We start from the raw sequence: 22,574 nt of genomic DNA, 5'->3' as shown, positions 1-22,574 counted from the left end.
AACCGGCCGGGCGCGGCAAGCGAACGGAACCGACAGCGCAACATTTAAGGGAAGAGCTGAATGCCCTGGAACAATCAGAGCGGCGGCGGTGGCTGGCAAAATGGCGGCAATCGTGGGCCTTGGGGTCAACCTCCTTCCGGCGGCGGCCGGGGCGGGCAGGAGCCGCCGGATTTGGAGGATCTGATCCGCAAAGGCCAGGAGCGGCTCAAGGGCGTTCTGCCGTCCGGTGGCGGCGGGGGCGGCGGCCTCATCGTGGTCGGGCTGATTCTGCTCGGCCTTCTGGGCTGGAGCTCTTTTTACCGGGTCGATACGGACCAGCAGGGCGTGGTCTTGCGCTTCGGCGAGGCGGTGCGCACGGCGGGTCCGGGGCTGCATTTCAAGCTGCCTTATCCGATCGAGACGGTCTATTCCCCCTCCGTGACCAAGGTGAACCGGGTCAATATCGGCGACAGCGCCGATGAGAGCCTGATGCTCACGGGCGATGAAAACATCGTCGATGTGGATTTCGTGGTGTTGTGGCGTATCGCAAGCGCGCAGGACTATCTCTTCAATGTGGAAGGCCGGGATACGGTCGTCAAAGCGGTGGCGGAAAGCGCCATGCGCGAGATTGTCGGTTCTTCCGGCCTGCAGGTGCTCTTGACCACCCAGCGTAACGAAGTGCAGCAGAAAGTGCAGGAACTGGTGCAGCGGACGCTGGACGACTACGGCGCAGGCATTCAGATCGTCGAAGTGCAGCTTCAGTCGGTCGACCCGCCCAAGCCCGTGGAAGATGCTTTCCGTGATGTGCAGGCAGCGCGCGCCGACCAGGAGCGGCTGCGCAACGAGGCCGAAGCTTACGCGAATACAGTGGTGCCGCGGGCGCGCGGTGAAGCCGATCAGATCCTTCAGGCAGCCGAAGCTTATAAAGAGCAGACTGTTGCCGAGGCGCAAGGTCAGGCGGACCGCTTCCTGGCGATCTATAACGAATACAAGAACGCTAAGGACATCACACGTAAGCGTATCTATCTGGAAACTATGGAAGGGGTGCTGAGCGGCATGAACAAGATCGTCGTCGATCCGAAGGCAGGCGGCGCCGGTCCCGTTCCCTATCTCCCCCTTAACCAGCTTTCGCCCGGCGCATCGCAGAAGAAGGAGGCTCAGTAATGAAAGCCAGCGCAATCGTCGCGGCCATTGTTGCCGCAGCCGCCGTCATTATCGGGCTCTCCTCCGTTTATACGGTCGATGAGACGCAGCAGGCGCTCGTCATTCAGTTCGGTGATGTGAAACATCAGGAACGCGAGCCGGGCCTGCATTTCAAACTGCCCTTCATTCAGAACGTGGTTTACATCGACAAGCGCGTTCTGAACCTGACCTCCTCGCGCCAGATCGGCGGGGAAGGCGGACAGGTGATCATCACCTCCGACCAGAAACGGCTGGTGGTTGATGCGTTTGCCCGTTACCGCATTGTGGACGCGCTGAAATTCTATCAGTCCGTGCGCGATATGCGGCAGGCAAGCGACAAGCTGCAGCCGATCTTCCTCTCTAATCTGCGCAACGTTCTGGGTGAAGCGACGCTCGAAGCGCTGGTGCGTGACGAGCGGGCCGAGCTCATGCAGCGGATCGAAGAAAAGTTCAATCAGGCAGCTCAGGAATTCGGTGTGGAAGTGGTGGATGTGCGTATCCGCCAGGCCGACCTGCCGACCGAAAACAGTGAAGCGATCTACCGGCGCATGCGTACCGAGCGTGAGCGGGAAGCGGCCGAGTTCCGCGCGCAAGGCCAGGAAACGGCCCAGCGTGTGCGCTCGCGCGCCGACCGCGATGTGACGGTGCTTCTGGCCGAAGCCCAGCGCGATGCCGAACGCATTCGCGGTGAGGGCGATGCCGAGCGGAACCGCACCTTTGCCCAGGCCTTTGGCCAGGACGAGGATTTCTTCGCCTTCTACCGGTCCATGCAAGCCTACCGGGACGGTCTGAAGGGCGATTCCACGACGCTCATTCTTTCGCCCGAGTCCGACTTCTTCCAATATTTCAAGGATGAGGAAGGTCAGGGGCGCCGGTGATCCTTAACCATGGGAAACCCCGGTCATGAGTGACCTATGGGCAGCAATAGGGCTCTTTCTGGCATTGGAAGGAGCCCTTTATGCCGCCTTTCCGGGCGGCGTGAAGCGGATGATGGAGCGGGCGAAAGAGATGCCCGAGGCCAATCTGCGTTTCGCCGGGCTGACGGCGCTCGGTGCCGGTTTTTTGATCGTCTGGCTGGTGCGGGGGTAGGCTCTGCCTCATTTCGTCCATATTTTGTCCCAGGATGGGCAAGTGAACGGGCAGGGGCTGGCCAGCAGGGCACGGGGGCGTATTCGGCTTTCCGGTGTCTAGCTTTCCGATCTCCCCATTTATTCCCGGGCCGGCATAGCGGCTTAGTATGACGAGTGCCGCAATCAGGAGATGTGTTTATGGCAAGGTTGAAGACTTCGGCAGTGGCAAAACGGCAGGATGCTGCGCCCGGTATCATGCGTGTGCTGACCGCGCTCGCGGCTCTGACGGCAATCGTGTTGGCGCTTTATGCCGCTCCCGCTTTTGCGCGGGGGGCGCCGGAAAGTTTCGCCGATCTTGCCGAAAAGCTGTCCCCGGCGGTGGTCAATATCTCCACCTCGCAGACCCTGAAAACGGGTGTGCCGGGCGGCGCGGTGCCGGGCCTGCCGGAAGGCTCGCCCTTCAATGAATTCTTCGAAGATTTTCTTCAGCGCCAGCCGGGTGCCCAGGCTCCGCGCAAGGTGCAGTCGCTCGGCTCCGGCTTCGTGATCGACCCGGACGGGATCATCATCACGAATAATCACGTCATCGAGCAGGCCGACGAGATCAAGGTGAACTTCTCCGACGGCACGACGCTGGCGGCGGAAGTGCTCGGGAGCGATCCCAAAACCGATGTTGCGGTTCTGAAGGTGAAACCCGACAGCGCGCTGCCTTTCGTGAAGATGGGCGATTCGACGAAAGCGCGCGTCGGCGACTGGGTGGTGGCGATCGGCAACCCCTTCGGTCTCGGCGGCACGGTGACGGCGGGCATCATCTCGGCGATCAACCGCGACATCAATGCCGGCCCTTATGACGATTTCATTCAAACGGACGCCTCCATCAACCGGGGCAATTCCGGCGGCCCGCTCTTTAATCTCGAAGGGGAGGTGATCGGCGTGAACACCGCGATCATTTCTCCCTCGGGCGGCTCCATCGGCATCGGCTTTTCCGTTCCCTCGGCAACGGCCATGCCGGTTATCGAGCAGCTGAAGGAATATGGCGAGACGCGGCGCGGCTGGCTCGGTGTGCGCATTCAGACCGTGACGGATGAGATCGCCGAGAGCCTTGGCATGGATGAAGCCAAAGGCGCGCTGGTGGCGGAAGTCACCCCCGGCGGCCCGGCGGAAGAAGCGGGCATTCAGGCGGGTGACGTGATCCTCGATTTTAACGGCAACGATGTGCCGAGCATGCGCGATCTGCCCCGCATCGTGGCGGATACGAAGATCGGCAAAGAAGTGGAAACGACGGTGCTGCGCGGCGGCGACAAGGTGACGCTCGACGTGACGGTGGGCCGCCTTGAGGAAGCCGAAGCGAAAGCGGAAGGCGCAAAACCCGACGCGGAAAAGAGCAATGAGCCGACGCTGACGCTCGGCCTTGCCCTGGGTGAGCTCAATGCCAATAGCCGCCGCCGCTTCAACCTGACCGACGATGTGGACGGCGTGCTCGTCACCTCCGTCGATCCGGCGGGCCCTGCGGCGGAAAAAGGCATCCGCCCCGGCGATGTGATCGTCGAAGTGGCGCAGGAAAAAGTGAAATCGCCGTCCGATGTGGTGGAACAGGTGAAGGCGGAACAGGAAAAGGGCCGCCGCTCGGTTCTACTGCTGGTCTCGACCGCCGGGGACTTGCGCTTCATCGCGGTCAGGATCGAGGAAGGCTGAGGCTTTCTGCCGTGAGCTAAAAGAAAGGCCCCGCATCGCGGGGCCTTTTTCTTTGGCGCGGGATCAGAGGCCGGTGATTTCCGCTTCGCTATAGCCTTGCAGATAAAGCAGAGAAGTCAGATCGCCGTGATCTATACGGGCCGGCGCAGCGGCGGCCACGACGGGCTTGGCGTGATAGGCAACGCCGATGCCTGCCTTCTCGATCATGGCAAGATCGTTTGCCCCGTCACCCACGGCCAGTGTTTCTTCCGGCTTGAGCCCCAGCTCGGCGCTGAAAGACAGAAGCGCGTCGAGCTTTGCCTGGCGGCCGAGGATCGGCTCCTGCACCTTGCCGGTCAGCTTGCCGTCTTCCATCAAAAGCACATTGGCCTGATTGTGCTGAAAGCCGACTTTCTCGGCGATGCGGGAGGTGAAGAAGGTGAAGCCGCCGGAGACGAGAGCGCAGGTCGCGCCATGGGCGCGCATCGTCGCGCAGAGGGCCCGGCCGCCCGGCATTTCGGTGATCTGGTTTTCCAGCACGCGCTCAAGCTCGCTGATGCCGAGGCCCTTGAGAAGGCCCACCCGTTCGCGCAGCGCCGGTTCGAATTCAAGCTCGCCGCGCATCGCCCGCTCGGTGATCTCGGCGATCTGCGCCTTGATGCCGAGCGCGTCCGCCAGCTCGTCGATACATTCTTGCTCGATGATGGTGGAATCCATATCCGCAACCAGCAGCTTCTTGCGCCGGTGGGCGAGGGGCTGCGCCACCACGTCGATGGCCTCTCCCGCAAGCGCCTGGCGCGCTTTTTCCTCGCTGCTTTCGGCCTCCATGCCTTCCAGCGTAAAGTCGCAGGCGTAACCCTCTTTCAGCCAGGCAGGTTCCGCACCCAGGTTCAGCGCAGCGGCAACGGCTTTACTATGATCCTGCGTCAGGGCTTGCCTAGGTGAACCGATTAGTGTCAGGACGTTGCGCATGAAGCCGGATCCGAAAATAGGGAATGAGGAAAAGGGGCCGCGGCCCCGCGTGCTCCTTATTGCAGGCCCGACCGCCAGCGGCAAGTCCGCGCTGGCGCTGGAACTGGCCGCCCGGCTCGGCGGGGAAATCGTCAATGCCGATTCCATGCAGGTTTATGACGGGCTTCGCGTGCTGACGGCGCGGCCCTCGCGCGCCGAAGAGGCGCAGCAGCCGCATCATCTTTACGGTGTGCTCGATCCTGCCGAGACCTGCTCGGCGCAGCGCTGGGCGGAAATGGCTGCGGCCAAGATCGCGGAGATCGAGGGACGGGGGAAGCTGCCCATCCTTGCGGGCGGGACAGGGCTTTACTTCAAAGCGCTGGTGGAAGGGCTCTCCGAGATGCCCGCCATTCCAGAAGAGGTGCGCGCCGCCATCCGCGCGGAAGTCGCCGAGAACCTTGCCCGCGCTCATGCGCGGCTTGCGGGCGCCGACCCGGAGGCTGCGGCAAAGATCGCCCCGACCGACCCGCAGCGCACCGCCCGGGCGCTTGAAGTGCTGGAGGCGACGGGCAAACCCATTTCCCATTGGCAAAAGCAGAAGGGGGCGCCGCTTTTTGACGGGGCGAGCGCCGGGTTCGTGCTCGATCCGGACCGCACCTGGCTGCGGGCGCGGATCGACCGGCGTTTCGATCAGATGATCGGGGAGGGCGCGCTCGATGAAGTGGCGGCACTTTTCGAGCGGGGGCTCAGCCCGGACCTGCCCGCCATGAAGGCGCTCGGCGTGCCGCCGCTGCTGGCGCATATAGCCGGGGAGCTTGGGCTGGAAGCGGCCATCGAGCAGGCCAAGACCCAGACAAAGCAATATGCCAAGCGCCAGAGCACCTGGTTTCGGCATCAGATGATTTCGTGGAAAAGACTTTCTGCGCAAGAAATGGAAAGTCAAATTCAGGAAATCTTTTCATTTATTGACGATTTTGGGTTGACCCCCTCCGGGTGAGGGGGTAGGTTGCGCCCGTTTTCCGCGGCTGAGTGCCGGAAAACCCCGGAATTCGCGGGGTTAACCGTCACCGGGGGCCGCGGAGATTTGTTTGAGCGGAAGGGTGTTCTTCCGCCGCGCTTCAAAGGAAAAGACCCATGGCCGCCCGTGAAATGACAGGTGCAGAAATCGTCGTCAAAGCTCTGGTCGATCAGGGCGTCGAAGTGATTTTCGGCTATCCGGGCGGCGCGGTGCTTCCCATCTATGATGCGCTTTTCAAGCAGAACGACATCGAGCACATTCTAGTACGCCATGAGCAGGGCGCGGTTCACGCCGCCGAAGGCTATGCCCGCTCCACCGGCAAACCGGGCGTCGTTCTCGTCACCTCCGGCCCCGGCGCGACGAACGCCGTGACGGGCCTGACGGACGCGCTGATGGATTCCATTCCGCTCGTCTGCCTGACCGGGCAGGTCGCCACCCATCTCATCGGCACCGACGCCTTCCAGGAATGCGACACGGTCGGCATTACCCGGCCCTGCACGAAGCACAACTGGCTCGTCAATTCCGCCGATGAACTGGCGCGGGTCATGCACGAGTCCTTCCATGTCGCCACCCATGGCCGGCCGGGACCCGTCGTCATCGACATTCCGAAGAACGTCCAGTTCCAGACTGCCGAATACAAGACCCCGGCGCAGGTGTCTCACAAGACCTACCGCCCGCAGGTGAAAGGCGACATGAGCGCCATCAACCGGGCGGTGGACCTGATCGCGGCGGCGAAGAAGCCGGTCTTTTATACCGGCGGCGGCGTCATCAATTCCGGCCCCATGGCAAGCCAGCTTCTGCGCCAGTTCGTCAAGCTCACGGGTTATCCGATCACCTCGACGCTGATGGGTCTCGGCGCTTATCCGGCGGCCGATCCGCAATGGCTCGGCATGCTGGGCATGCATGGCACCTACGAAGCCAATAACGCGATGCACGATAGCGACCTTATCATCTGCGTCGGCGCGCGTTTCGACGACCGCGTGACGGGCCGCCTCGATGCGTTCGCGCCGCATTCGAAGAAGATCCATATCGATATCGACGCCTCCTCGATCAACAAGAACGTGCATGTGGATGTGCCGATCATCGGCGACTGCGCGCATGTGCTTGAAGACATGATCCGGGTCTGGAAGTCGAAAGTCAGCCAGCCCGATAAGAGCGCGCTTTCGACCTGGTGGAAGCAGATCGAGACCTGGCGCGGGCGCAAGTCGCTGGCCTATGTCAAAAGCGAGACCTCCATCAAACCGCAATATGCGGTGGAGCGGCTTTACGAGCTGACGAAGGACCGCAAGACCTTCATCACCACGGAAGTCGGCCAGCACCAGATGTGGGCGGCGCAGCATTATCATTTCGAGGAACCGAACCGCTGGATGACGTCGGGCGGGCTCGGCACGATGGGCTACGGCCTGCCGGCGGCGATCGGCACGCAGGTTGCGCACCGGGACGCGCTGGTGGTCGACATTGCCGGGGAAGCCTCGATCCTGATGAACATGCAGGAAATGTCGACGGCGGTGCAGTTCATGCTGCCGGTGAAGATTTTCATCCTGAACAACGAATATATGGGCATGGTGCGCCAGTGGCAGGAGCTTCTGCATGGCGGGCGCTACTCGCACTCCTATTCGGAGGCCTTGCCCGATTTCGTCAAACTGGCCGAAGCCTATGGCGGGCACGGCATCCGGGCGACGCATCCGGACGAGCTCGATGCCAAGATCATGGAAATGATCGAAACGCCGGGCCCGGTGATTTTCGACTGCGTGGTGGAGAAGATGGAAAACTGCTTCCCCATGATCCCGTCCGGGGCCGCGCATAACGAAATGATCCTGGGCGACGATCCGGAAGGGGCGACGGTGACGGAAGCCGGCAAGATGCTGGTCTGACGGGCTGGCAAGGCTTCGCTTTCCAAGATGAATGGGCTATAAGCCGCCCGGGACGGCCCCCGATGGGGCGGACCACACGATGAAGAAGAGCCCGCTTGGGGCCGATCGCAGGACTGAACATGAGTGAAGAAAAATCAGAACGCCATGTATTGGCCGTCCTCGTGGACAACGAGGCAGGGGTCCTGGCGCGTGTGGTCGGGCTCTTTTCGGGCCGGGGATACAATATCGAAAGCCTGACCGTGGCCGAAGTGGACCATGCCGAGCATACCTCGCGCATTACGGTTGCAACGTCGGGCACGCCCATGGTCATCGCCCAGATCAAGGCCCAGCTCGAACGGCTGGTGCCGGTGCACAAGGTGGTCGATCTGACCGTGCAGGCGCCCTCCGTCGAGCGGGAAATGGCGTTGGTGAAGGTTGCCGGCACGGGCGAGAAGCGGGTGGAGGCACTGCGCCTTTCCGATGCGTTCCGCGCCCGCGTGATCGACACGACCCATACGTCCTTCATTTTCGAAGTGACGGGCACGCCGGAAAAGATCGACGCTTTCGTGGGGCTGATGCGGGGTCTTGGCCTGGTGGATGTGACGCGGACCGGCGTTGTCTCCATCGCCCGCGGCCCGGAAGCCATGTAAGCGGCCGGGTGAAAGACGGCAGAATTAGAGATGAGAGAATTCGGGGGCGGCCTGCCGCCTCATGAGATGTGAAGATGAAAGAGCGCCGCTTCGCGCGGTAATTGACCGGGTAAGTCCGGCGGAGAATTGGAAGGATAGGAGCCATGCGCGTTTATTACGATCGCGATGCGGACGTGAACCTCGTTAAAGGCAAGAAAGTCGCCATCATCGGTTACGGCAGCCAGGGCCATGCCCATGCGCTGAACCTGCGCGACAGCGGCGTGAAGGAAGTGGCCGTGGCGCTGCGTCCGGGCTCGTCCTCGGCAAAGAAAGCCGAAGGCGAGGGGCTGCAGGTCATGTCGGTTGCCGACGCCGCCAAATGGGCCGACGCGCTGATGATGCTGACGCCGGACGAGCTGCAGGCCGATATCTATAACGAGCACCTGAAAGACAATATGAAGCCGGGTGCGGCGCTGCTCTTCGCCCACGGCCTCAACGTGCATTTCAATCTCATCGAACCGCGCGCGGATATCGACGTTTTGATGGTTGCGCCCAAAGGCCCCGGCCACACGGTGCGCGGCGAATATCAGCGCGGCGCGGGCGTGCCCTGCCTCATCGCCATCCATCAGGATGCCTCGGGCAATGCCCATGATTTCGGCCTTTCTTACGCGTCCGCCATTGGCGGGGGCCGCGCCGGCATCATCGAGACGACCTTCAAGGAAGAATGCGAGACCGACCTTTTCGGCGAGCAGGCTGTGCTTTGCGGCGGTCTTGTCGAGCTCATCAAAGCCGGTTTCGAAACGCTGACCGAAGGCGGCTATTCGCCGGAAATGGCTTATTTCGAATGCCTGCACGAAGTGAAGCTGATCGTCGACCTGATCTATGAAGGCGGCATCGCCAACATGAACTATTCGGTCTCCAACACGGCCGAGTACGGCGAATATGTTTCCGGTCCGCGTGTTGTCGGCCCTGAAGCGAAAGCGGCGATGAAAGAAGTGCTGACGGACATTCAGACCGGCCGCTTCACCCGCGACTGGATGCTGGAAAACAAAGTCGGCCAGACCTCGTTCAAAGCGATCCGCGCCCGCAATGCCGCGCACCCCATCGAAGAAGTGGGCGAGAAGCTGCGCGCCATGATGCCTTGGATTGCCGAGACGAAGATGGTGGACAAGGAAAAGAACTGACGCTCTTACGGCGCAGCCTTTTATGGACAGGGCCCGCCCGCTAAGAGCGCGGCGGGCCTTTTTCAAAACCGGACCGGCCCTATTTAATACCGGCAACCCGCAATCGACAGAGGCGAAGATGATCCCTTACCGTTCCCGAACGACGACCCATGGCCGCAATATGGCCGGCGCGCGCGGTTTGTGGCGTGCGACAGGCATGAAGGATGAGGATTTCGGCAAGCCGATTATCGCGGTGGTGAATTCCTTCACCCAGTTCGTGCCGGGCCATGTGCACCTCAAGGACCTCGGCCAGATGGTGGCGCGGGAGATCGAGGCGGCGGGCGGCGTTGCCAAGGAGTTCAACACCATCGCCGTCGATGACGGGATCGCGATGGGCCATGACGGCATGCTTTATTCGCTGCCCTCGCGCGATCTCATCGCGGACTCGGTCGAATATATGGTCAATGCCCACTGCGCCGATGCGATGGTCTGCATTTCCAACTGCGACAAGATCACGCCCGGCATGATGATGGCGACCATGCGCCTCAATGTGCCGACGATCTTCGTGACCGGCGGGCCGATGGAAGCGGGCCGGGCGGTGGTCGACGGCAAGGAGATCGCGGTCGATCTCATCGATGCGATCATCGAAGGGGCGAACCCCAACCGCTCGGACGAGGAAGTGGATGAGTTGGAGAAAAACGCCTGCCCGACCTGCGGTTCCTGCTCGGGCATGTTCACGGCGAATTCCATGAACTGCCTTGCCGAAGCGCTCGGTCTTGCGCTGCCGGCAAACGGCACGATCGTTGCCACCCATGCGGACCGCAAGGAGCTTTTCCTGCGCGCGGCCCGGCAGATCGTCGAGCTGACCGACCGCTATTACAAGCAGGGCGATGAAAGCGTGCTGCCGCGCGGCATCGCGACCTTCAAGGCCTTCCAAAACGCAATGACGCTCGACATTGCCATGGGCGGTTCGACGAATACCATCCTGCACCTGCTCGCCATTGCCAATGAAGCGGGCGTCGATTTCACGATGAAGGATATCGACGAGCTTTCGCGCAAAGTGCCGTGTCTTTCGAAAGTCGCGCCCGCCGTTCAGAACGTGCATATCGAGGATGTGCACCGGGCGGGGGGCATCATGTCCATTCTCGGCCAGCTCGAGCGCGGCGGGCTTATCCACGGCGATGTTTCCACCGTGCATGAGCCGAGCATGAGCGCGGCGCTCGACAAGTGGGATATTTCCCGCACGAATTCCGAAGAGGTGCGCACGCTCTTCAAGGCGGCGCCGGGCGGGGTGCGCACCACGGTCGCCTTCAGCCAGCAGAGCCGCTATCTCGATCTCGACACGGATAGGGACAGCGGCGTCATCCGCTCGGTGGAAAAAGCCTTCACGAAAGAAGGCGGCCTTGCCGTGCTCTTCGGCAATATCGCCGAGGAAGGCTGTATCGTGAAGACGGCGGGCGTCGATGAAAGCATCTGGAAGTTTTCCGGTCTGGCGCGGGTTTGCGAAAGCCAGGAAGAGGCGGTTACGCGCATCACCAAGCGCGACATCAAGGCGGGCGATGTCGTGATCATTCGCTATGAGGGCCCGAAAGGCGGGCCGGGCATGCAGGAAATGCTCTATCCGACCTCCTACCTCAAATCCATGGGGCTCGGGAAAGACTGCGCGCTCATCACCGACGGGCGTTTTTCCGGCGGCACCTCGGGCCTTTCCATCGGCCATGCTTCGCCGGAAGCGGCGGAAGGGGGCAATATCGGGCTCATCGAGGAGGGCGATCTGATCGAGATCGATATTCCCGCCCGCTCGATCAATGTGAAGCTTTCGGACGAGGAACTTGCCAAGCGCCGCGCGGCCATGGAAGCCAAGGGCGCCGATGCCTGGAAACCTGCCGAGGAGCGCCCGCGCAAGGTCTCGCAGGCACTGCGCGCCTATGCGGCGATGGTCTCGAATGCCGCGCGCGGTGCGGTGCGGGACGTTTCTCAGATTGAACGCAAGTAAGTTTTAGTGCAGATTGCGCTTCATGACACAGGAATGGGCATATGGCGCCTTTGCGCCCCGGTCTTTGAACGGCTCGCTGAAAAGCGAAGCTGCCCATTCCGCGCGCCTTTTGGCCGCCAAAACCGTGATCGCCATTGTAACGGCAGTGAAACTCGCCGCCGTTAAACTCGCGGGCAAAGCCGCCCCATAGCGCGATCACGCAGAGCCGACACTGGAATAAAGGCCCGCCGCGATGATCGCGGCGGGCTTTTTCTTTGAGCCGATGGAGAAAAAGATGACACCGCCTGATAGGGGCACACCGGAACGCGTGACGTTCTTACATACCTCGCCCTTGCACATAAATACGTTCGAGAACTTGCGCGACCGGCTGGCGCCGGGGCTGAAACTGCGCCATGTGGTGCGGGAAGATCTGCTTAAACAGGCGGAAAAGGCGGGCGGGCTGACGCCGGCGCTGCGCATTCACACGGGCGAGGCTTTACTCAAGGAAGCGGCGCGCGGGGCGGATGTGGTGGTTCTCACCTGCTCGACGCTCGCGCCCGTCGCCGAGGAAGTGTCATTCGAGGGCACGCGCATCATGCGCATCGACCGGCCGATGGCGGATGAAGCGGCGGGCAAGGGCGGGCGCATTGCCGTTGCCGCGTGCCTGGAGGCGACGCTAGAGCCGACCATGGAGCTGGTGCGCTCTTCGGCCAAGGCGGCGGGCAAGGAGATCGAGGTTTCCGGCCATGTCTTTTTCGATCTTTGGCCGCTTTTCCAGAAGGGCGCGCTCGGCGATTATCACGCCGCCATCGCGGCCCGGCTGCGGGAGGCAAGCTGTTCCTGCCAGGCGATCCTTTTGGCGCAAGCCTCCATGGCGCCCGCCGCTGCATTGCTCGGCGAAGGCGGCATCCCGGTTCTCTCCAGCCCCGAAAGCGGCTTCAAGGCGGCGCTCGGTGCATTACACTGAAGGGTGCGGGGCAGGGCTTGCGCCCTCCCGCCATTCGCCCTTTGCCTGGCGGATAACGCGCCAGGCGGAAGAAAGGCCGAGGGCGGCGATCAGCACGGCGACCAGAATGTCGGGCCAGCCCTGACCCGTCGTCCAGACAAGGCCGGCGGCGGCGAAGACGGCGAGATTGGCGATGGCGTCATTGCGCGAGCAGAGCCAAATGGATTGCCGGTTCGCATCGCCTTCACGGTGCGCGAAGAGAAGAAAGGCGACGCCGACATTGACGGTAAGTGCCAGGAGCGCGACGGGCCCCATGATGAACGGTTCGGGCGCGCCGCCCTGCAGCACGCGGTAAAGCGCCATGCCCAGCACCCAAAGGCCGAAGAGGCTCATCGTGCCCGCCTTGATGAACGCGGCCATGGCCTTGGCGCGCAGGCTCATGCCGAGCACGAAAAGCGAGATGGAATAGTTCGCGGCGTCGGCGAGGAAGTCCATCGCATCGGCCTGCAGCGCAACGGAGCGCCCGAGGAAGGAGCTATAAAGCTCAACCGCGAACATAACGCCGTTCAGCACAAGCGCGATCCACAAGGCCCGGCGAAAGGGTTTGTCGATTTCACCCGAAGTGGGGGCGGCGCAGCAATCATCGCATCCAGCGGACATGGGAGGCTCCTTCAATGTGCGGCTTTTGCCGTCTCTGGGGGCGGGGCGCAATCTCCCTCGCAGCTTTCCCGCTCGATCTGCACGGTGGCATGGCTCACGGAAAAAACCTCGGCAAGACGGGTGTTGATGTCGCGCAAAACCTTGTCGCCATCCGCCGCCTCGCTGATGCGGGCATGAAGGGTGACGACGGGCCGTTCCTGCGTCAGGGACCAGGCATGAAGATGGTGCACGTCTTCCACGCCTTCAACATGACCGCAAAGGTCGTTGCGCATTTCGGTGAGGTTCAGATCGCTCGGCGTGCCTTCCATGAGAATATGCGCGGACTGCTTGGTGATGAACCAGGCGCTGCGCAGCACGAGCAGGGCAACGAGAAGTGAGAGCAATGGGTCGATCGGCATCCAGCCAGTCCAAAGGATGATGCCGGCAGCGGCAATAGCGGCGACCGAGCCCAGAAGGTCGCCCATGACGTGGACGGCGGCGCCCTTGATGTTGAGATTGTCGCCCGCCCCGCCATGAAGAAGGGCGAAGGCGGCGATATTGACGAGGAGACCTGCGGCGGCAACGGCGAGCATCAGGCCGCCCAGGACCTCCACGGGCTGGAAGAAGCGGGTGACGGCCTCATAAGCGATCCAGATGACAAGCGCGATCATGGCGAGGCCGTTGACGAAGGCGGCCAGAATTTCGGCCCGGTAAAAGCCGTAGGAGCGCGCGCCGTCCGCCGGGCGGCGGGAAAGGCGGAAGGCGAACCAGGCAAGCAGCAGCGAGGCGGCGTCCGTTGCCATGTGCCCGGCATCGGCGATCAGCGCGAGGGAGCCTGACATGAGACCGCCCACAACTTCCGCAACCATAAAGCCGCCGGTCAGCAGCATGGCCCAGAAAACCCGCCGCTCATTCTCGTGGCTGACCTGCGGGGCGTGGCTGTGCCCCCCATGGCTATGGGCATGGTCATGGCCGTGATGATGATCGTGCCCGTGACTATGGGTGTGGCCGAGTTCGGCTGCCATCAATCCGCGCCTTCCGTTACATGCTCGACCATGTCCTCGATAACGCAGCGGATGTGATGGTCGTGAACGCTATAGAGCATCTGCCGGCCCCGGCGCTCGTGGCTTGCGATGCGCGCGGCGCGCAGGAGACGCAGATGGTGGCTGACGAGAGAGGGGGAGAGGCTGAGCCGTTCGGCAATGCTGCCGACGGAAAGCGGCCCGTCCAAAAGCGCGATGACGATTTTCAGCCGCGAGGGATCGCCCAACAGCTTGAACATATCCGCAAGGACGGCGGTGTGGTCATCGGCCAATTGGGTGAGGGGTTTCAACATCTCGACCTCTCGATATATGAATAGGTGTTTATATGTTGGTTTTGATCGGAGAGTCAAGGGTTGGCCGGGGTCCATGCGGCATCCTCATGGAATGGTGAGGGCAAGAAAGAGCGATAAGCGCAACGGCCTGCTGGCCCCTTTCTTTTCCCTTGGGTAAAAGAGGGGCAACAGAAGGAGGCCTTATGCGTATCGGAACACCGCTTAGCCCGTCGGCGACGAAGATCATGCTGCTCGGCTCGGGTGAGCTTGGCAAAGAAGTAGCGATCGAATTGCAGCGTCTCGGCGGGGAGGTGATTGCCGTCGACCGCTATGAAAATGCCCCCGCGCATCAGGTGGCGCATAGGGCCCATGTCATCGACATGACGGACGGGGCGGCGATCCGCGCGCTGGTGGAAAAAGAGCGCCCGCATCTCATCGTGCCGGAGATCGAGGCGATTGCGACGGACATGCTGGCGGAGATCGAAGCGGAAGGCCTTGCCGAGGTCATTCCGACGGCGCGGGCCGCGCAGCTCACCATGAACCGGGAAGGCATCCGCAAGCTCGCCGCCGAAGAGCTCGGTCTGCCGACTTCGGCCTATGCGTTCGCTTCGAGCGCTGAAGAGCTGAAAGCGGCGGTGAAGGGCGGCATCGGCTGCCCCTGTTTCGTCAAACCCGTCATGTCCTCTTCCGGCAAGGGGCAATCCTTTGTGACGCGGGAAGAGGACCTCGAGGCCGCCTGGGATTATGCCATGGCAGGCGGGCGCGTGGCGCGGCCGCGCGTCATCGTCGAGGGGCTTGTCGATTTCGATTATGAAATCACGCAGCTCACCGTGCGCGCGCTTGGCGCCTCGGGCGAAGTGGAGACCTTTTTCTGTGACGCGGTGGGGCACCGCCAGGAGAAGGGCGATTATGTGGAAAGCTGGCAGCCCCAGGCGATGCCGGCAAAGGCGCGCGAGCGGGCGCAAGAAATTGCACGCAAAGTGACCGCCAATCTCGGCGGGCGGGGGATTTTCGGTGTCGAGCTTTTCGTCAAAGGCGAAGACGTCTGGTTTTCCGAAGTGAGCCCGCGCCCCCATGATACGGGGCTCGTGACGCTGGCCACGCAATATCAAAGCGAGTTTGCGCTTCATGCCCGCGCTATTCTGGGGCTGCCGGTCGACGCGTCCTTGCGTGAGCCGGGCGCCAGCGCGGTGATTTATGGCCGCCTGGAAGAAAAAGGCATTGCCTTTGAAGGCGTCGAGGAAGCGCTTGGCGTACCCGGCGCCGATATCCGGCTCTTCGGCAAGCCCGAAGCCTTCGAGCGCCGCCGCATGGGCGTGGCGCTGGCGCGCGGGAGCGATGTGAACGAAGCGCGCGCCCGCGCTGTTCTTGCCGCAGGCAAGGTACGTCCGGTGAAAGGGGCGAAGTAAGCATGGAACGGGAGATCGCAGGGATAGGCGAGGGGCTTTGGCGGTTCTTCACCGAAGGGGGCCCGCAGCTTCTCAATACGCTGATCCTGATCGGCGCGCTTTTGGCGATCCGCGCTATTGCCGGGCATTTTCTGCGCCGCCGCCAGCGCCTGCCGCGGCAGATGAAGCGGCGTATTCAGGACCAGCTCCGTCTCGGCCTTTTGGTGATCGGCGTTATCGGCATCGTCATCATCTGGGCGCCGGAGCTGCGCACCTTCGCGCTCTCGCTTGCCGCCGTGGCCGCCGCCATCGCGATTGCTACGAAAGAACTCCTCATGTGTTTTGCAGGCGCGGTGATCCGGGGCAGCGGCGAGGCGGCGGAGCCTGGCGAGGTAGTGCGCATCGGCGAGCACCGGGGCGAGGTCTTGGAGCGGCATCTTCTCACCACCACGCTTTTGGAAGTGGGCCAAGGCTCGCAGATCGGCCGCTATACGGGCCGCATCGTTACGCTGCCCAACAGCGTTTTTCTGACCTCGCCGGTCAAGCGCTACAGTTTTGTCGGGGATTTCATCCGCCACAGCGTCGAGTTTCCGCTGGCCGATGAGGTGGACCCGGCAGCGGCGGAAAAGGGCCTACGCGAGATCGCGGCCAAGGCCGTTACACCCTACCGCGCGCAGGCCGAGGCCCATGCCAAGCGTCTGGCCAAGCGGACCGATTCCACCGTCTTCTCCGTCGAGCCGGAGCTCAACCTGCATTTGACGGCGGCCGGTCAGGCGGTGCTGGAACTTGGGGTCTTCCTGCCTGTTTCGGCAGCCGCAGAGGTGGAGCAGAAGCTGCTGAGAGAGGGGTTTTCCCTGCTCAGGCGCCTTAAAGCGGAGGCAAAAGCGGCGGAAAACCTTGCCAAAAACCCCGATTTCGTCTGATTTGCATAAACGCATAACCTTTATTGCAAAAATCGAGTGAAGAGGCCCGGCCCGCGCGCTAGGCTTGCCGCGGCACGATCAATGAGGGCCGGGCAATGAACTGGGACGATTTGCGGTTTTTTCTGGCGGTGGCGGGTGCTGGCAGCCTGTCGGGCGCGGCGCAGCAGCTCAACGTCAACACGACCACGGTCTTGCGGCGTGTTTCCTCGCTGGAAGAGGATCTGGGCGCGCGGCTTTTCGAGCGCGAGCGCACCGGCTACCGGCTGACCCTGGAAGGGGAAAAGCTGATGGAGGCGCTTGATCCGGTGGATCGGCGGCTTTCTTCCCTGCAGCGTGATTTCACGGCGTCGGCTTCCGCAGGCACGCAGGGCACGGTGCGCCTTGCCTCGGGTGAGGTGATTGCCGCCTCCGTTATTGCTCCGGCACTGCGCGCCTTCCGCGATCAGCATGACGGGCTTGATATCGAGCTTCTGACCGATCCGATGCTCTCAGGCGCTTCCGCCGCCCCGCGCATCGCAAATCCGCTTAAAGATGTGGATGTCGCGATCCGCGCCGCGCGGCCCACCCAGGGCGATATGCTGATGCGCAAGGTGGGTGATCTCGCCTTCGGCCTTTATGCGAGCGCGGAATATCTCGCCGAGCGCGGGCGGCCCGGTAAAATGGGCGATCTGGCGGGTCATGACGTGATCGGTTTTCCCCGCTCCGAAACGCCGCTTGGGCCCGTTTGGTGGCTGTCGCGGGCGGAAAAGCCCGCCAATACGCTCTTTCGTTCCTCCAGCGCGGCGGCGCGGGCGGAAGCGGCGCGGGCAGGCTGCGGGCTTGCCGCGCTTCCCTGCATTCTGGGCGATAGAGACCCGGGCCTTGAACGGGTTTTCGGGCCGGAGATTGTCGGCTCCCTCGAGCTTTGGCTTTTGACACGCAACGATCTTGCTCAGCTCGGCCATGTGCGCACGGTGATGGACTTCCTCGTCGGCGAACTGAAAGCCAAGCGGGGCGAGCTTGAAGGGCGCGGCCAGGTGACGGAGATCCCGCTTGACGGCGTGCAGGGACGGGCGGCCGGACAGCAGGCTGCGTCCTGATCTAATCACGGGCGTGCTTCGCGTGAACGTGATGAGCGGAAAGACGAAAGAACGGATTCTTTTTCGCTGCGGAAGATAAAATCCGCGAACGGCCCTTTTTATGCCGTCTTTTTTAGCTTATTAACCATTTAGCCACCATAATTGCCGAAACTGACTCGCAATTTACGGCGGTCGACTCCGTCTGTCCGAAGGCCTCCCTGGCCATCAAAATTTTGGGGAACGATAAGAATATGCTCTCCGGTCTTCTCGGAATGCTCTCCGCCGATATGGCGATCGATCTGGGCACCGCCAATACGCTGGTTTACGTCAAAGGACGCGGAATCGTTCTGAACGAGCCGTCGGTCGTTGCGATCATCGAAAAAGGTGGCAAAAAACAGGTTCTGGCCGTCGGCGACGAGGCCAAGATGATGCTGGGCCGCACGCCCGGCAACATTCAGGCGATCCGCCCCATGCGCGACGGGGTGATTGCCGATTTCGAAGTCGCCGAGGAAATGATCAAGCACTTTATCCGTAAGGTGCATAACCGGCGCTCTTTCGCCAATCCGCAGATCGTGGTCTGCGTGCCCTCGGGTTCGACGGCGGTGGAGCGGCGCGCCATTCAGGAATCGGCACTGTCCGCCGGCGCCCGGCGCGTGCATCTCATCGAAGAGCCGATGGCTGCGGCCATTGGCGCGGGCCTGCCCGTGACCGAGCCTACCGGCTCCATGGTCGTCGATATCGGCGGCGGGACGACGGAAGTGGCCGTGCTCTCGCTCGGCGGCATCGTTTATGCGCGCTCCGTGCGTGTGGGCGGCGACAAGATGGACGAGGCGATCATCGCTTACATCCGCCGCAACCATAACCTGCTTGTGGGCGAATCGAGCGCCGAGCGGATCAAAAAGGAAGTCGGCTCCGCCGCCATTCCCGCCGATGGGGAAGGCATGGCGATCGAGATAAAGGGCCGTGACTTGATGAACGGCGTGCCGAAGGAAATCAAAATCAGCCAGCGACAAATTGCCGAGAGCCTGGCAGAGCCTGTCGGTGCTATTGTGGAAGCGGTGAAAGTGGCGCTGGAAGCCACTCCGCCGGAACTGGCGGCCGATATCGTGGATAAGGGTATCGTGCTGACGGGCGGCGGCGCTTTGTTGACCAATCTGGATCAGGTACTGCGTGAAGAAACGGGCCTGCCTGTTTCCATCGCCGATGATGCGCTTTCCTGCGTCGCGCTCGGAACGGGCAAAGCGCTGGAACACATCAAGACGATGAAACACGTGCTCAGCTCCGTTTATTGACGGGGAACTGATCCTCATGCGGGCCCTCGCTCGGGCCCTGACCCGGGGAAGGCCAGCCGTTGTTTCCTGATAAGCATGGGGGATGGTGATCCGTGCAGGATTCATTTAGCCGGCCAGCACCGCCGATCCTCGGGGTTTCCAACCGCGTCTCTTTGATTTTCATGGTGACGCTCGCCGTGGCGCTTTTGCTGCTGGGGCGGGCGGAAACCTATGTGTTCGATCAGGCCCGCCAGGTCGTCACTGACCTTGCCGCGCCGGTGCTGGAGCTGGGCTCGCGCCCCGTCGCCGCCGGCCGACGCCTTGTCGAGCGGACGGATGAGTTCGCCTATGTCTTTGACGAGAACGAACGCCTGCGCCAGGAAAATGCCGAACTTCTGACATGGAAGGAAAAGGCGCTGAAGCTGCAGGCGCGTCTTGCCCGCTATGAAGCGCTGCTCAATGTGCAGCTCGACCCCTCCATCAATTACGTCACGGGCCGGGTGATCGGCGATACGGGCGGGCCGTTCGTTGAAACCTTCATCGTCAATCTCGGTCATGAGCACGGCGTTGAAAGCGGCCAGGCGGTGGTCGATTCCGAAGGCTTGATCGGGCGTATCGTTTCCTCAGGCGAGCGGGCAAGCCGCATCCTTTTGCTCACCGACCTTAACAGCCGGGTGCCCGTCACCATCGAACCGACACGTCAGCGCGCGGTGCTTTCCGGCGACAACACGGTCTGGCCGAAACTGGAATTTCTGCCCGCCGGCTCCGGCGTCGTGCCTGGTGACCATGTGGTGACCTCCGGCCATGGCGGGCTAATGCCGCCGGGGCTGCCGGTCGGCACGGTGATCCAGACCGAAAACGGCGATCTGCGCGTCCAGACATTCTCGAACCGTAACCGGCTCGATATGGTCCGTGTGCTGCAATACCGCTTCCCCATGGATGTGCCGGAACAGAACCCGCCCGCCAAACTGACGGCGCCGGTGCCCGGCGAAGAAGGGGAAGAAGGCCAGCCTTCCGCTGCCGGTCAAAACGGTTCGGTTGGCGGTCCTGCAGGCGGCGCTGCGGTGCGCGGCTCGCTTGCCGGTGCCGGGGGGGCTGGCCAATGAAGCCGAAAGAGACAATCGGCCCGACGCCCGCCGCGCGGGCCGGCAAGCTGGCGCTTTTGACCCTGCCGTTTCTGGTCGGGCTGTTTTGCGTTTTTCTGACCTTCGTGCCGCTGGGGTCTATCGTCGGGATCGAAGTTGCCCCGGCCTTCGCGCTGATGGCTGTTTATTTCTGGGCGGCGCATCAGCCGGAAACCTTTCCCCCTTACGCGGTGTTTGCGGTGGGGCTGCTGCAGGATTTGCTCAGCGCCGGGCCCATAGGCCTTTGGGCATTTACCTATGTGGTGATTTACGGGGTGGTGCAGACGCAGCGTCTGGTCTTTGCCGGGCGCGTGCCGCTGGTGCTTTGGACCGGGTTCGCGCTGACCGCGCTTCTGGCCGGAACTATCGCCTGGAGCGTTGCCTCGCTTTATTATGGCCGGGTGCTGCCGCCGGGGCCGGTATTGTTACAGTTAATCGTCACAGTGGCGCTGTTTCCGATCTTTGCTACACTTTTTGCACGCGTCGAGCGCATACTGGCGCCGTCGATTTGATAGTTGAGTTCAGGAGGGTCCGGGTTTCATGCTGATGGATGGCAAGGATAACGTCCGTTACAAGACGTTTTCCCGCCGCGCCGCGCTGATCGGCGGGCTGCAATTTGCCGCCTTCACCGCGCTGGCGAGCCGCATGTATTACCTGCAGATCATCAAGTCCGGCGAGTACACGATGCTGGCCGAGGAAAACCGCATCAATAAACGTCTGCTTGCTCCCTTGCGCGGGGAGATCGTGGACCGCTTCGGCGATGTGCTCGTCTCCAACCGGCAGAACTTCCGTGTCATGCTGGTGCCCGAGCAGACGCCGCATATCGAAGCGACACTGGATAAACTCTCCCGCATCGTGCCGCTGCCGGACCGTCAGCGCGCGCGTATCATCAAGGATGCGCGCACCTCTCCCTCGTTCCTGCCCATTCTTGTGGCGGAGAACCTCGATTGGGAAACTTTTGCGGAAGTGAATATTCACGAGCCCGATTTGCCGGGCATCGTGCCGGATGTGGGCGATACGCGCCATTATCCTTATGGGCCCGATCTTGCTCATGTGGTGGGCTATGTGGCGGCCGTCTCGGAAAAGGATCTTGAAGGCAAGGACGACCCGTTGCTCAAACTGCCCGGTTTCCGCATCGGCAAGAGCGGCATTGAGCGCGAGCTCGATCAGGAGCTGCGCGGGCGGGCCGGGGCGAGCCATGTGGAAGTCAACGCCTATGGCCGGGTGATCCGCGAGCTGGCGAAAGACCCCGGCGTGCCGGGTGCGCAAGTCTCGCTGACGCTCGACATGGAAGTACAGAAACTGGCGACGGAGCGGCTGCGCGGGGAATCCGCCAGTGTCGTTGTGATGGATATTTACAACGGCGATGTGATTGCCATCGTCTCCGCGCCCGGCTTCGATCCCAATGATTTCAATGTCGGCATCTCGCAAAAGAAGTGGGATGCGCTGCTGAACGATCCTTACAACCCGCTTTTGAACAAGTCTATTGCCGGGCAATATCCGCCGGGCTCCACCTTCAAGCCGGTGGTGGCGCTGGCCGCTTACGAAAGCGGGATGATCGACCCCAATCACAAGGTTTTCTGCTCGGGCAAATATTCGCTCGGCAGCCACGATTTCCACTGCTGGAAGAAACACGGTCACGGCGCCATGGATATGCATGACGCGATCATGCATTCCTGCGACGTTTACTTTTACGAAGTCGCCAAACGCATCGGCATCGACCGGATTGAGGCGATGGCGCGCCGCTTCGGCCTGGGCGATACGCTGGGCTTTGAAGTGCCGGGCGAGAAGAAAGGTTTCGTGCCGAGCCAAGGCTGGAAGCGGGCGACACGCGGCGAGCCCTGGCATCAGGGCGAGACGCTGATTGCCGGCATCGGGCAGGGCTTCCTTCTGACGACACCCTTGCAGCTTGCGGTTATGACGGCGCGTCTTGCCAATGGCGGCAAGGCCGTCACGCCGCGCATCGTGCGCAAAGTGGGCAGCGAGCTTGACCAGCATGGGCCTTACCCCGAACTCGGCTTTTCCCAGCCTGGTCTTGCCCTGGTACGTAAAGCGATGGATTCGGTTTCCAACGTGCCGGGCGGCACGGCCTACCGCTCGCGCATCACCGAAGAGGGCATGGAGCTTGCGGGTAAAACGGGCACGGCGCAGGTGCGCCGTATTTCCCGCGCCGAACGCGAATCCGGCGTGCTCAAGAATGAAGATCTGGAATGGCGCCAGCGCGACCACGCGCTTTTCATTGCGTTCGCGCCGGTGGATGCACCGCGTTATGCGATCTCGGTTGTCGTCGAGCATGGTTCGTCAGGCTCGGGCACAGCGGCGCCTATTGCGCGCGATGTCATGAAAAAAGTTTTGGAACGCCACCCGCAGCGCGAGATCGCGATGCGCCGGTCCAACGAATGGCGGGAGGGCTGAG

Annotated in this window: 22 protein-coding genes; 18 read left to right on the top strand and 4 right to left on the bottom strand. The window is 62.3% G+C overall.

What is annotated here, in order from left to right; translation table 11 throughout:
• The first annotated feature begins 60 nt into the window (after nt 1-60).
• From hflK to ACOQOT_RS10610, 4 genes are all read left to right on the top strand, one after another.
• Complete coding sequence (gene hflK, locus ACOQOT_RS10625) at nt 61-1,143, top strand: FtsH protease activity modulator HflK (protein WP_420559243.1); 1,083 nt, start codon at nt 61-63, stop codon at nt 1,141-1,143.
• Nucleotides 1,143-2,039, top strand: coding sequence for a protease modulator HflC (gene hflC, locus ACOQOT_RS10620; protein ID WP_420559242.1), 897 nt, complete (start codon nt 1,143-1,145; stop codon nt 2,037-2,039). The genes hflK and hflC overlap by 1 nt, the downstream gene beginning before the upstream one ends.
• Nucleotides 2,040-2,064: 25 nt before the next feature.
• Complete coding sequence (locus ACOQOT_RS10615; protein WP_420559241.1) at nt 2,065-2,250, top strand: DUF2065 domain-containing protein; 186 nt, start codon at nt 2,065-2,067, stop codon at nt 2,248-2,250.
• Between the two features lie 236 nt (nt 2,251-2,486).
• Entirely contained in the window at nt 2,487-3,926 is a 1,440-nt protein-coding gene (locus ACOQOT_RS10610; protein WP_420561936.1) for a DegQ family serine endoprotease, read from the top strand.
• A 63-nt stretch (nt 3,927-3,989) separates the two neighbouring features.
• On the opposite strand, the gene serB is transcribed toward ACOQOT_RS10610, so the two are convergent.
• Nucleotides 3,990-4,877 (bottom strand): phosphoserine phosphatase SerB, encoded by an 888-nt coding sequence (serB, locus tag ACOQOT_RS10605; RefSeq protein ID WP_420559240.1) that lies wholly within the window; start codon nt 4,875-4,877, stop codon nt 3,990-3,992.
• On the opposite strand from serB, the gene miaA reads away from it, so the two are divergent.
• The 7 genes from miaA (at nt 4,876) to ACOQOT_RS10570 (ending at nt 12,461) form a co-directional block, all read left to right on the top strand.
• The gene (gene miaA, locus ACOQOT_RS10600) at nt 4,876-5,853 is read left to right on the top strand and encodes a tRNA (adenosine(37)-N6)-dimethylallyltransferase MiaA (protein WP_420559239.1); all 978 of its coding nucleotides are present in this window, start codon (nt 4,876-4,878) and stop codon (nt 5,851-5,853) included. The two genes, serB and miaA, sit on opposite strands and share 2 nt — an antisense overlap.
• Nucleotides 5,854-5,990: 137 nt before the next feature.
• A complete protein-coding gene (locus tag ACOQOT_RS10595; RefSeq protein WP_420559238.1) occupies nt 5,991-7,748 on the top strand; it encodes an acetolactate synthase 3 large subunit in 1,758 nt (585 codons plus the stop codon).
• A gap of 119 nt (nt 7,749-7,867) precedes the next feature.
• Nucleotides 7,868-8,377: an acetolactate synthase small subunit gene (gene ilvN / locus ACOQOT_RS10590; protein WP_045444748.1), complete on the top strand. Its 510-nt coding sequence runs from the start codon at nt 7,868-7,870 to the stop codon at nt 8,375-8,377.
• 143 nt (nt 8,378-8,520) lie between these two features.
• The gene (gene ilvC / locus ACOQOT_RS10585; RefSeq protein ID WP_121879778.1) at nt 8,521-9,540 is read left to right on the top strand and encodes a ketol-acid reductoisomerase; all 1,020 of its coding nucleotides are present in this window, start codon (nt 8,521-8,523) and stop codon (nt 9,538-9,540) included.
• Nucleotides 9,541-9,658: 118 nt separating this feature from the next.
• On the top strand, nt 9,659-11,515 hold the full coding sequence (gene ilvD / locus ACOQOT_RS10580; RefSeq protein WP_420559237.1) for a dihydroxy-acid dehydratase: 1,857 nt from the start codon (nt 9,659-9,661) through the stop codon (nt 11,513-11,515).
• Between the two features lie 22 nt (nt 11,516-11,537).
• On the top strand, nt 11,538-11,705 hold the full coding sequence (locus ACOQOT_RS10575) for a hypothetical protein (protein ID WP_420559236.1): 168 nt from the start codon (nt 11,538-11,540) through the stop codon (nt 11,703-11,705).
• Nucleotides 11,706-11,789: 84 nt separating this feature from the next.
• Nucleotides 11,790-12,461, top strand: coding sequence for a hypothetical protein (locus tag ACOQOT_RS10570; protein WP_420559235.1), 672 nt, complete (start codon nt 11,790-11,792; stop codon nt 12,459-12,461).
• On the opposite strand, the gene ACOQOT_RS10565 is transcribed toward ACOQOT_RS10570, so the two are convergent.
• Genes ACOQOT_RS10565 through ACOQOT_RS10555 form a run of 3 tightly spaced genes read right to left on the bottom strand, consistent with a single transcriptional unit; the run spans nt 12,453 to nt 14,415 of the window.
• Complete coding sequence (locus tag ACOQOT_RS10565; RefSeq protein WP_420559234.1) at nt 12,453-13,100, bottom strand: cation transporter; 648 nt, start codon at nt 13,098-13,100, stop codon at nt 12,453-12,455. The genes ACOQOT_RS10570 and ACOQOT_RS10565 overlap by 9 nt on opposite strands.
• 11 nt (nt 13,101-13,111) lie before the next feature.
• The gene (locus tag ACOQOT_RS10560) at nt 13,112-14,104 is read right to left on the bottom strand and encodes a cation diffusion facilitator family transporter (RefSeq protein ID WP_420559233.1); all 993 of its coding nucleotides are present in this window, start codon (nt 14,102-14,104) and stop codon (nt 13,112-13,114) included.
• Nucleotides 14,104-14,415, bottom strand: coding sequence for a metalloregulator ArsR/SmtB family transcription factor (locus ACOQOT_RS10555; RefSeq protein ID WP_121879773.1), 312 nt, complete (start codon nt 14,413-14,415; stop codon nt 14,104-14,106). The genes ACOQOT_RS10560 and ACOQOT_RS10555 overlap by 1 nt, the downstream gene beginning before the upstream one ends.
• A 182-nt stretch (nt 14,416-14,597) precedes the next feature.
• Between ACOQOT_RS10555 and purT the strand changes: the two genes are divergently transcribed.
• The 7 genes from purT (at nt 14,598) to mrdA (ending at nt 22,573) form a co-directional block, all read left to right on the top strand.
• Nucleotides 14,598-15,803 (top strand): formate-dependent phosphoribosylglycinamide formyltransferase, encoded by a 1,206-nt coding sequence (gene purT / locus ACOQOT_RS10550; protein ID WP_420559232.1) that lies wholly within the window; start codon nt 14,598-14,600, stop codon nt 15,801-15,803.
• A gap of 2 nt (nt 15,804-15,805) precedes the next feature.
• Nucleotides 15,806-16,705 carry a hypothetical protein gene (locus ACOQOT_RS10545; RefSeq protein ID WP_420559231.1) on the top strand — a complete coding sequence of 300 codons (900 nt, stop codon included), beginning with the start codon at nt 15,806-15,808 and terminating at the stop codon, nt 16,703-16,705.
• A gap of 95 nt (nt 16,706-16,800) precedes the next feature.
• The gene (locus tag ACOQOT_RS10540; protein WP_420559230.1) at nt 16,801-17,784 is read left to right on the top strand and encodes a LysR family transcriptional regulator; all 984 of its coding nucleotides are present in this window, start codon (nt 16,801-16,803) and stop codon (nt 17,782-17,784) included.
• Between the two features lie 230 nt (nt 17,785-18,014).
• Nucleotides 18,015-19,055, top strand: coding sequence for a rod shape-determining protein (locus tag ACOQOT_RS10535; RefSeq protein ID WP_045444724.1), 1,041 nt, complete (start codon nt 18,015-18,017; stop codon nt 19,053-19,055).
• A 92-nt stretch (nt 19,056-19,147) separates the two neighbouring features.
• Nucleotides 19,148-20,140 (top strand): rod shape-determining protein MreC, encoded by a 993-nt coding sequence (gene mreC / locus ACOQOT_RS10530; RefSeq protein WP_420559229.1) that lies wholly within the window; start codon nt 19,148-19,150, stop codon nt 20,138-20,140.
• Entirely contained in the window at nt 20,137-20,670 is a 534-nt protein-coding gene (gene mreD / locus ACOQOT_RS10525) for a rod shape-determining protein MreD (RefSeq protein WP_420559228.1), read from the top strand. Before mreC ends, mreD begins: the two co-directional genes overlap by 4 nt.
• A gap of 28 nt (nt 20,671-20,698) precedes the next feature.
• Complete coding sequence (gene mrdA, locus ACOQOT_RS10520) at nt 20,699-22,573, top strand: penicillin-binding protein 2 (protein WP_420559227.1); 1,875 nt, start codon at nt 20,699-20,701, stop codon at nt 22,571-22,573.
• Nucleotide 22,574 lies beyond the last annotated feature (1 nt).

Source organism: Tepidicaulis sp. (assembly GCF_965222285.1).
Classification (GTDB): Bacteria; Pseudomonadota; Alphaproteobacteria; order Parvibaculales; family Parvibaculaceae; genus Tepidicaulis.
This window is presented reverse-complemented; position numbering and strand designations above follow the sequence as displayed.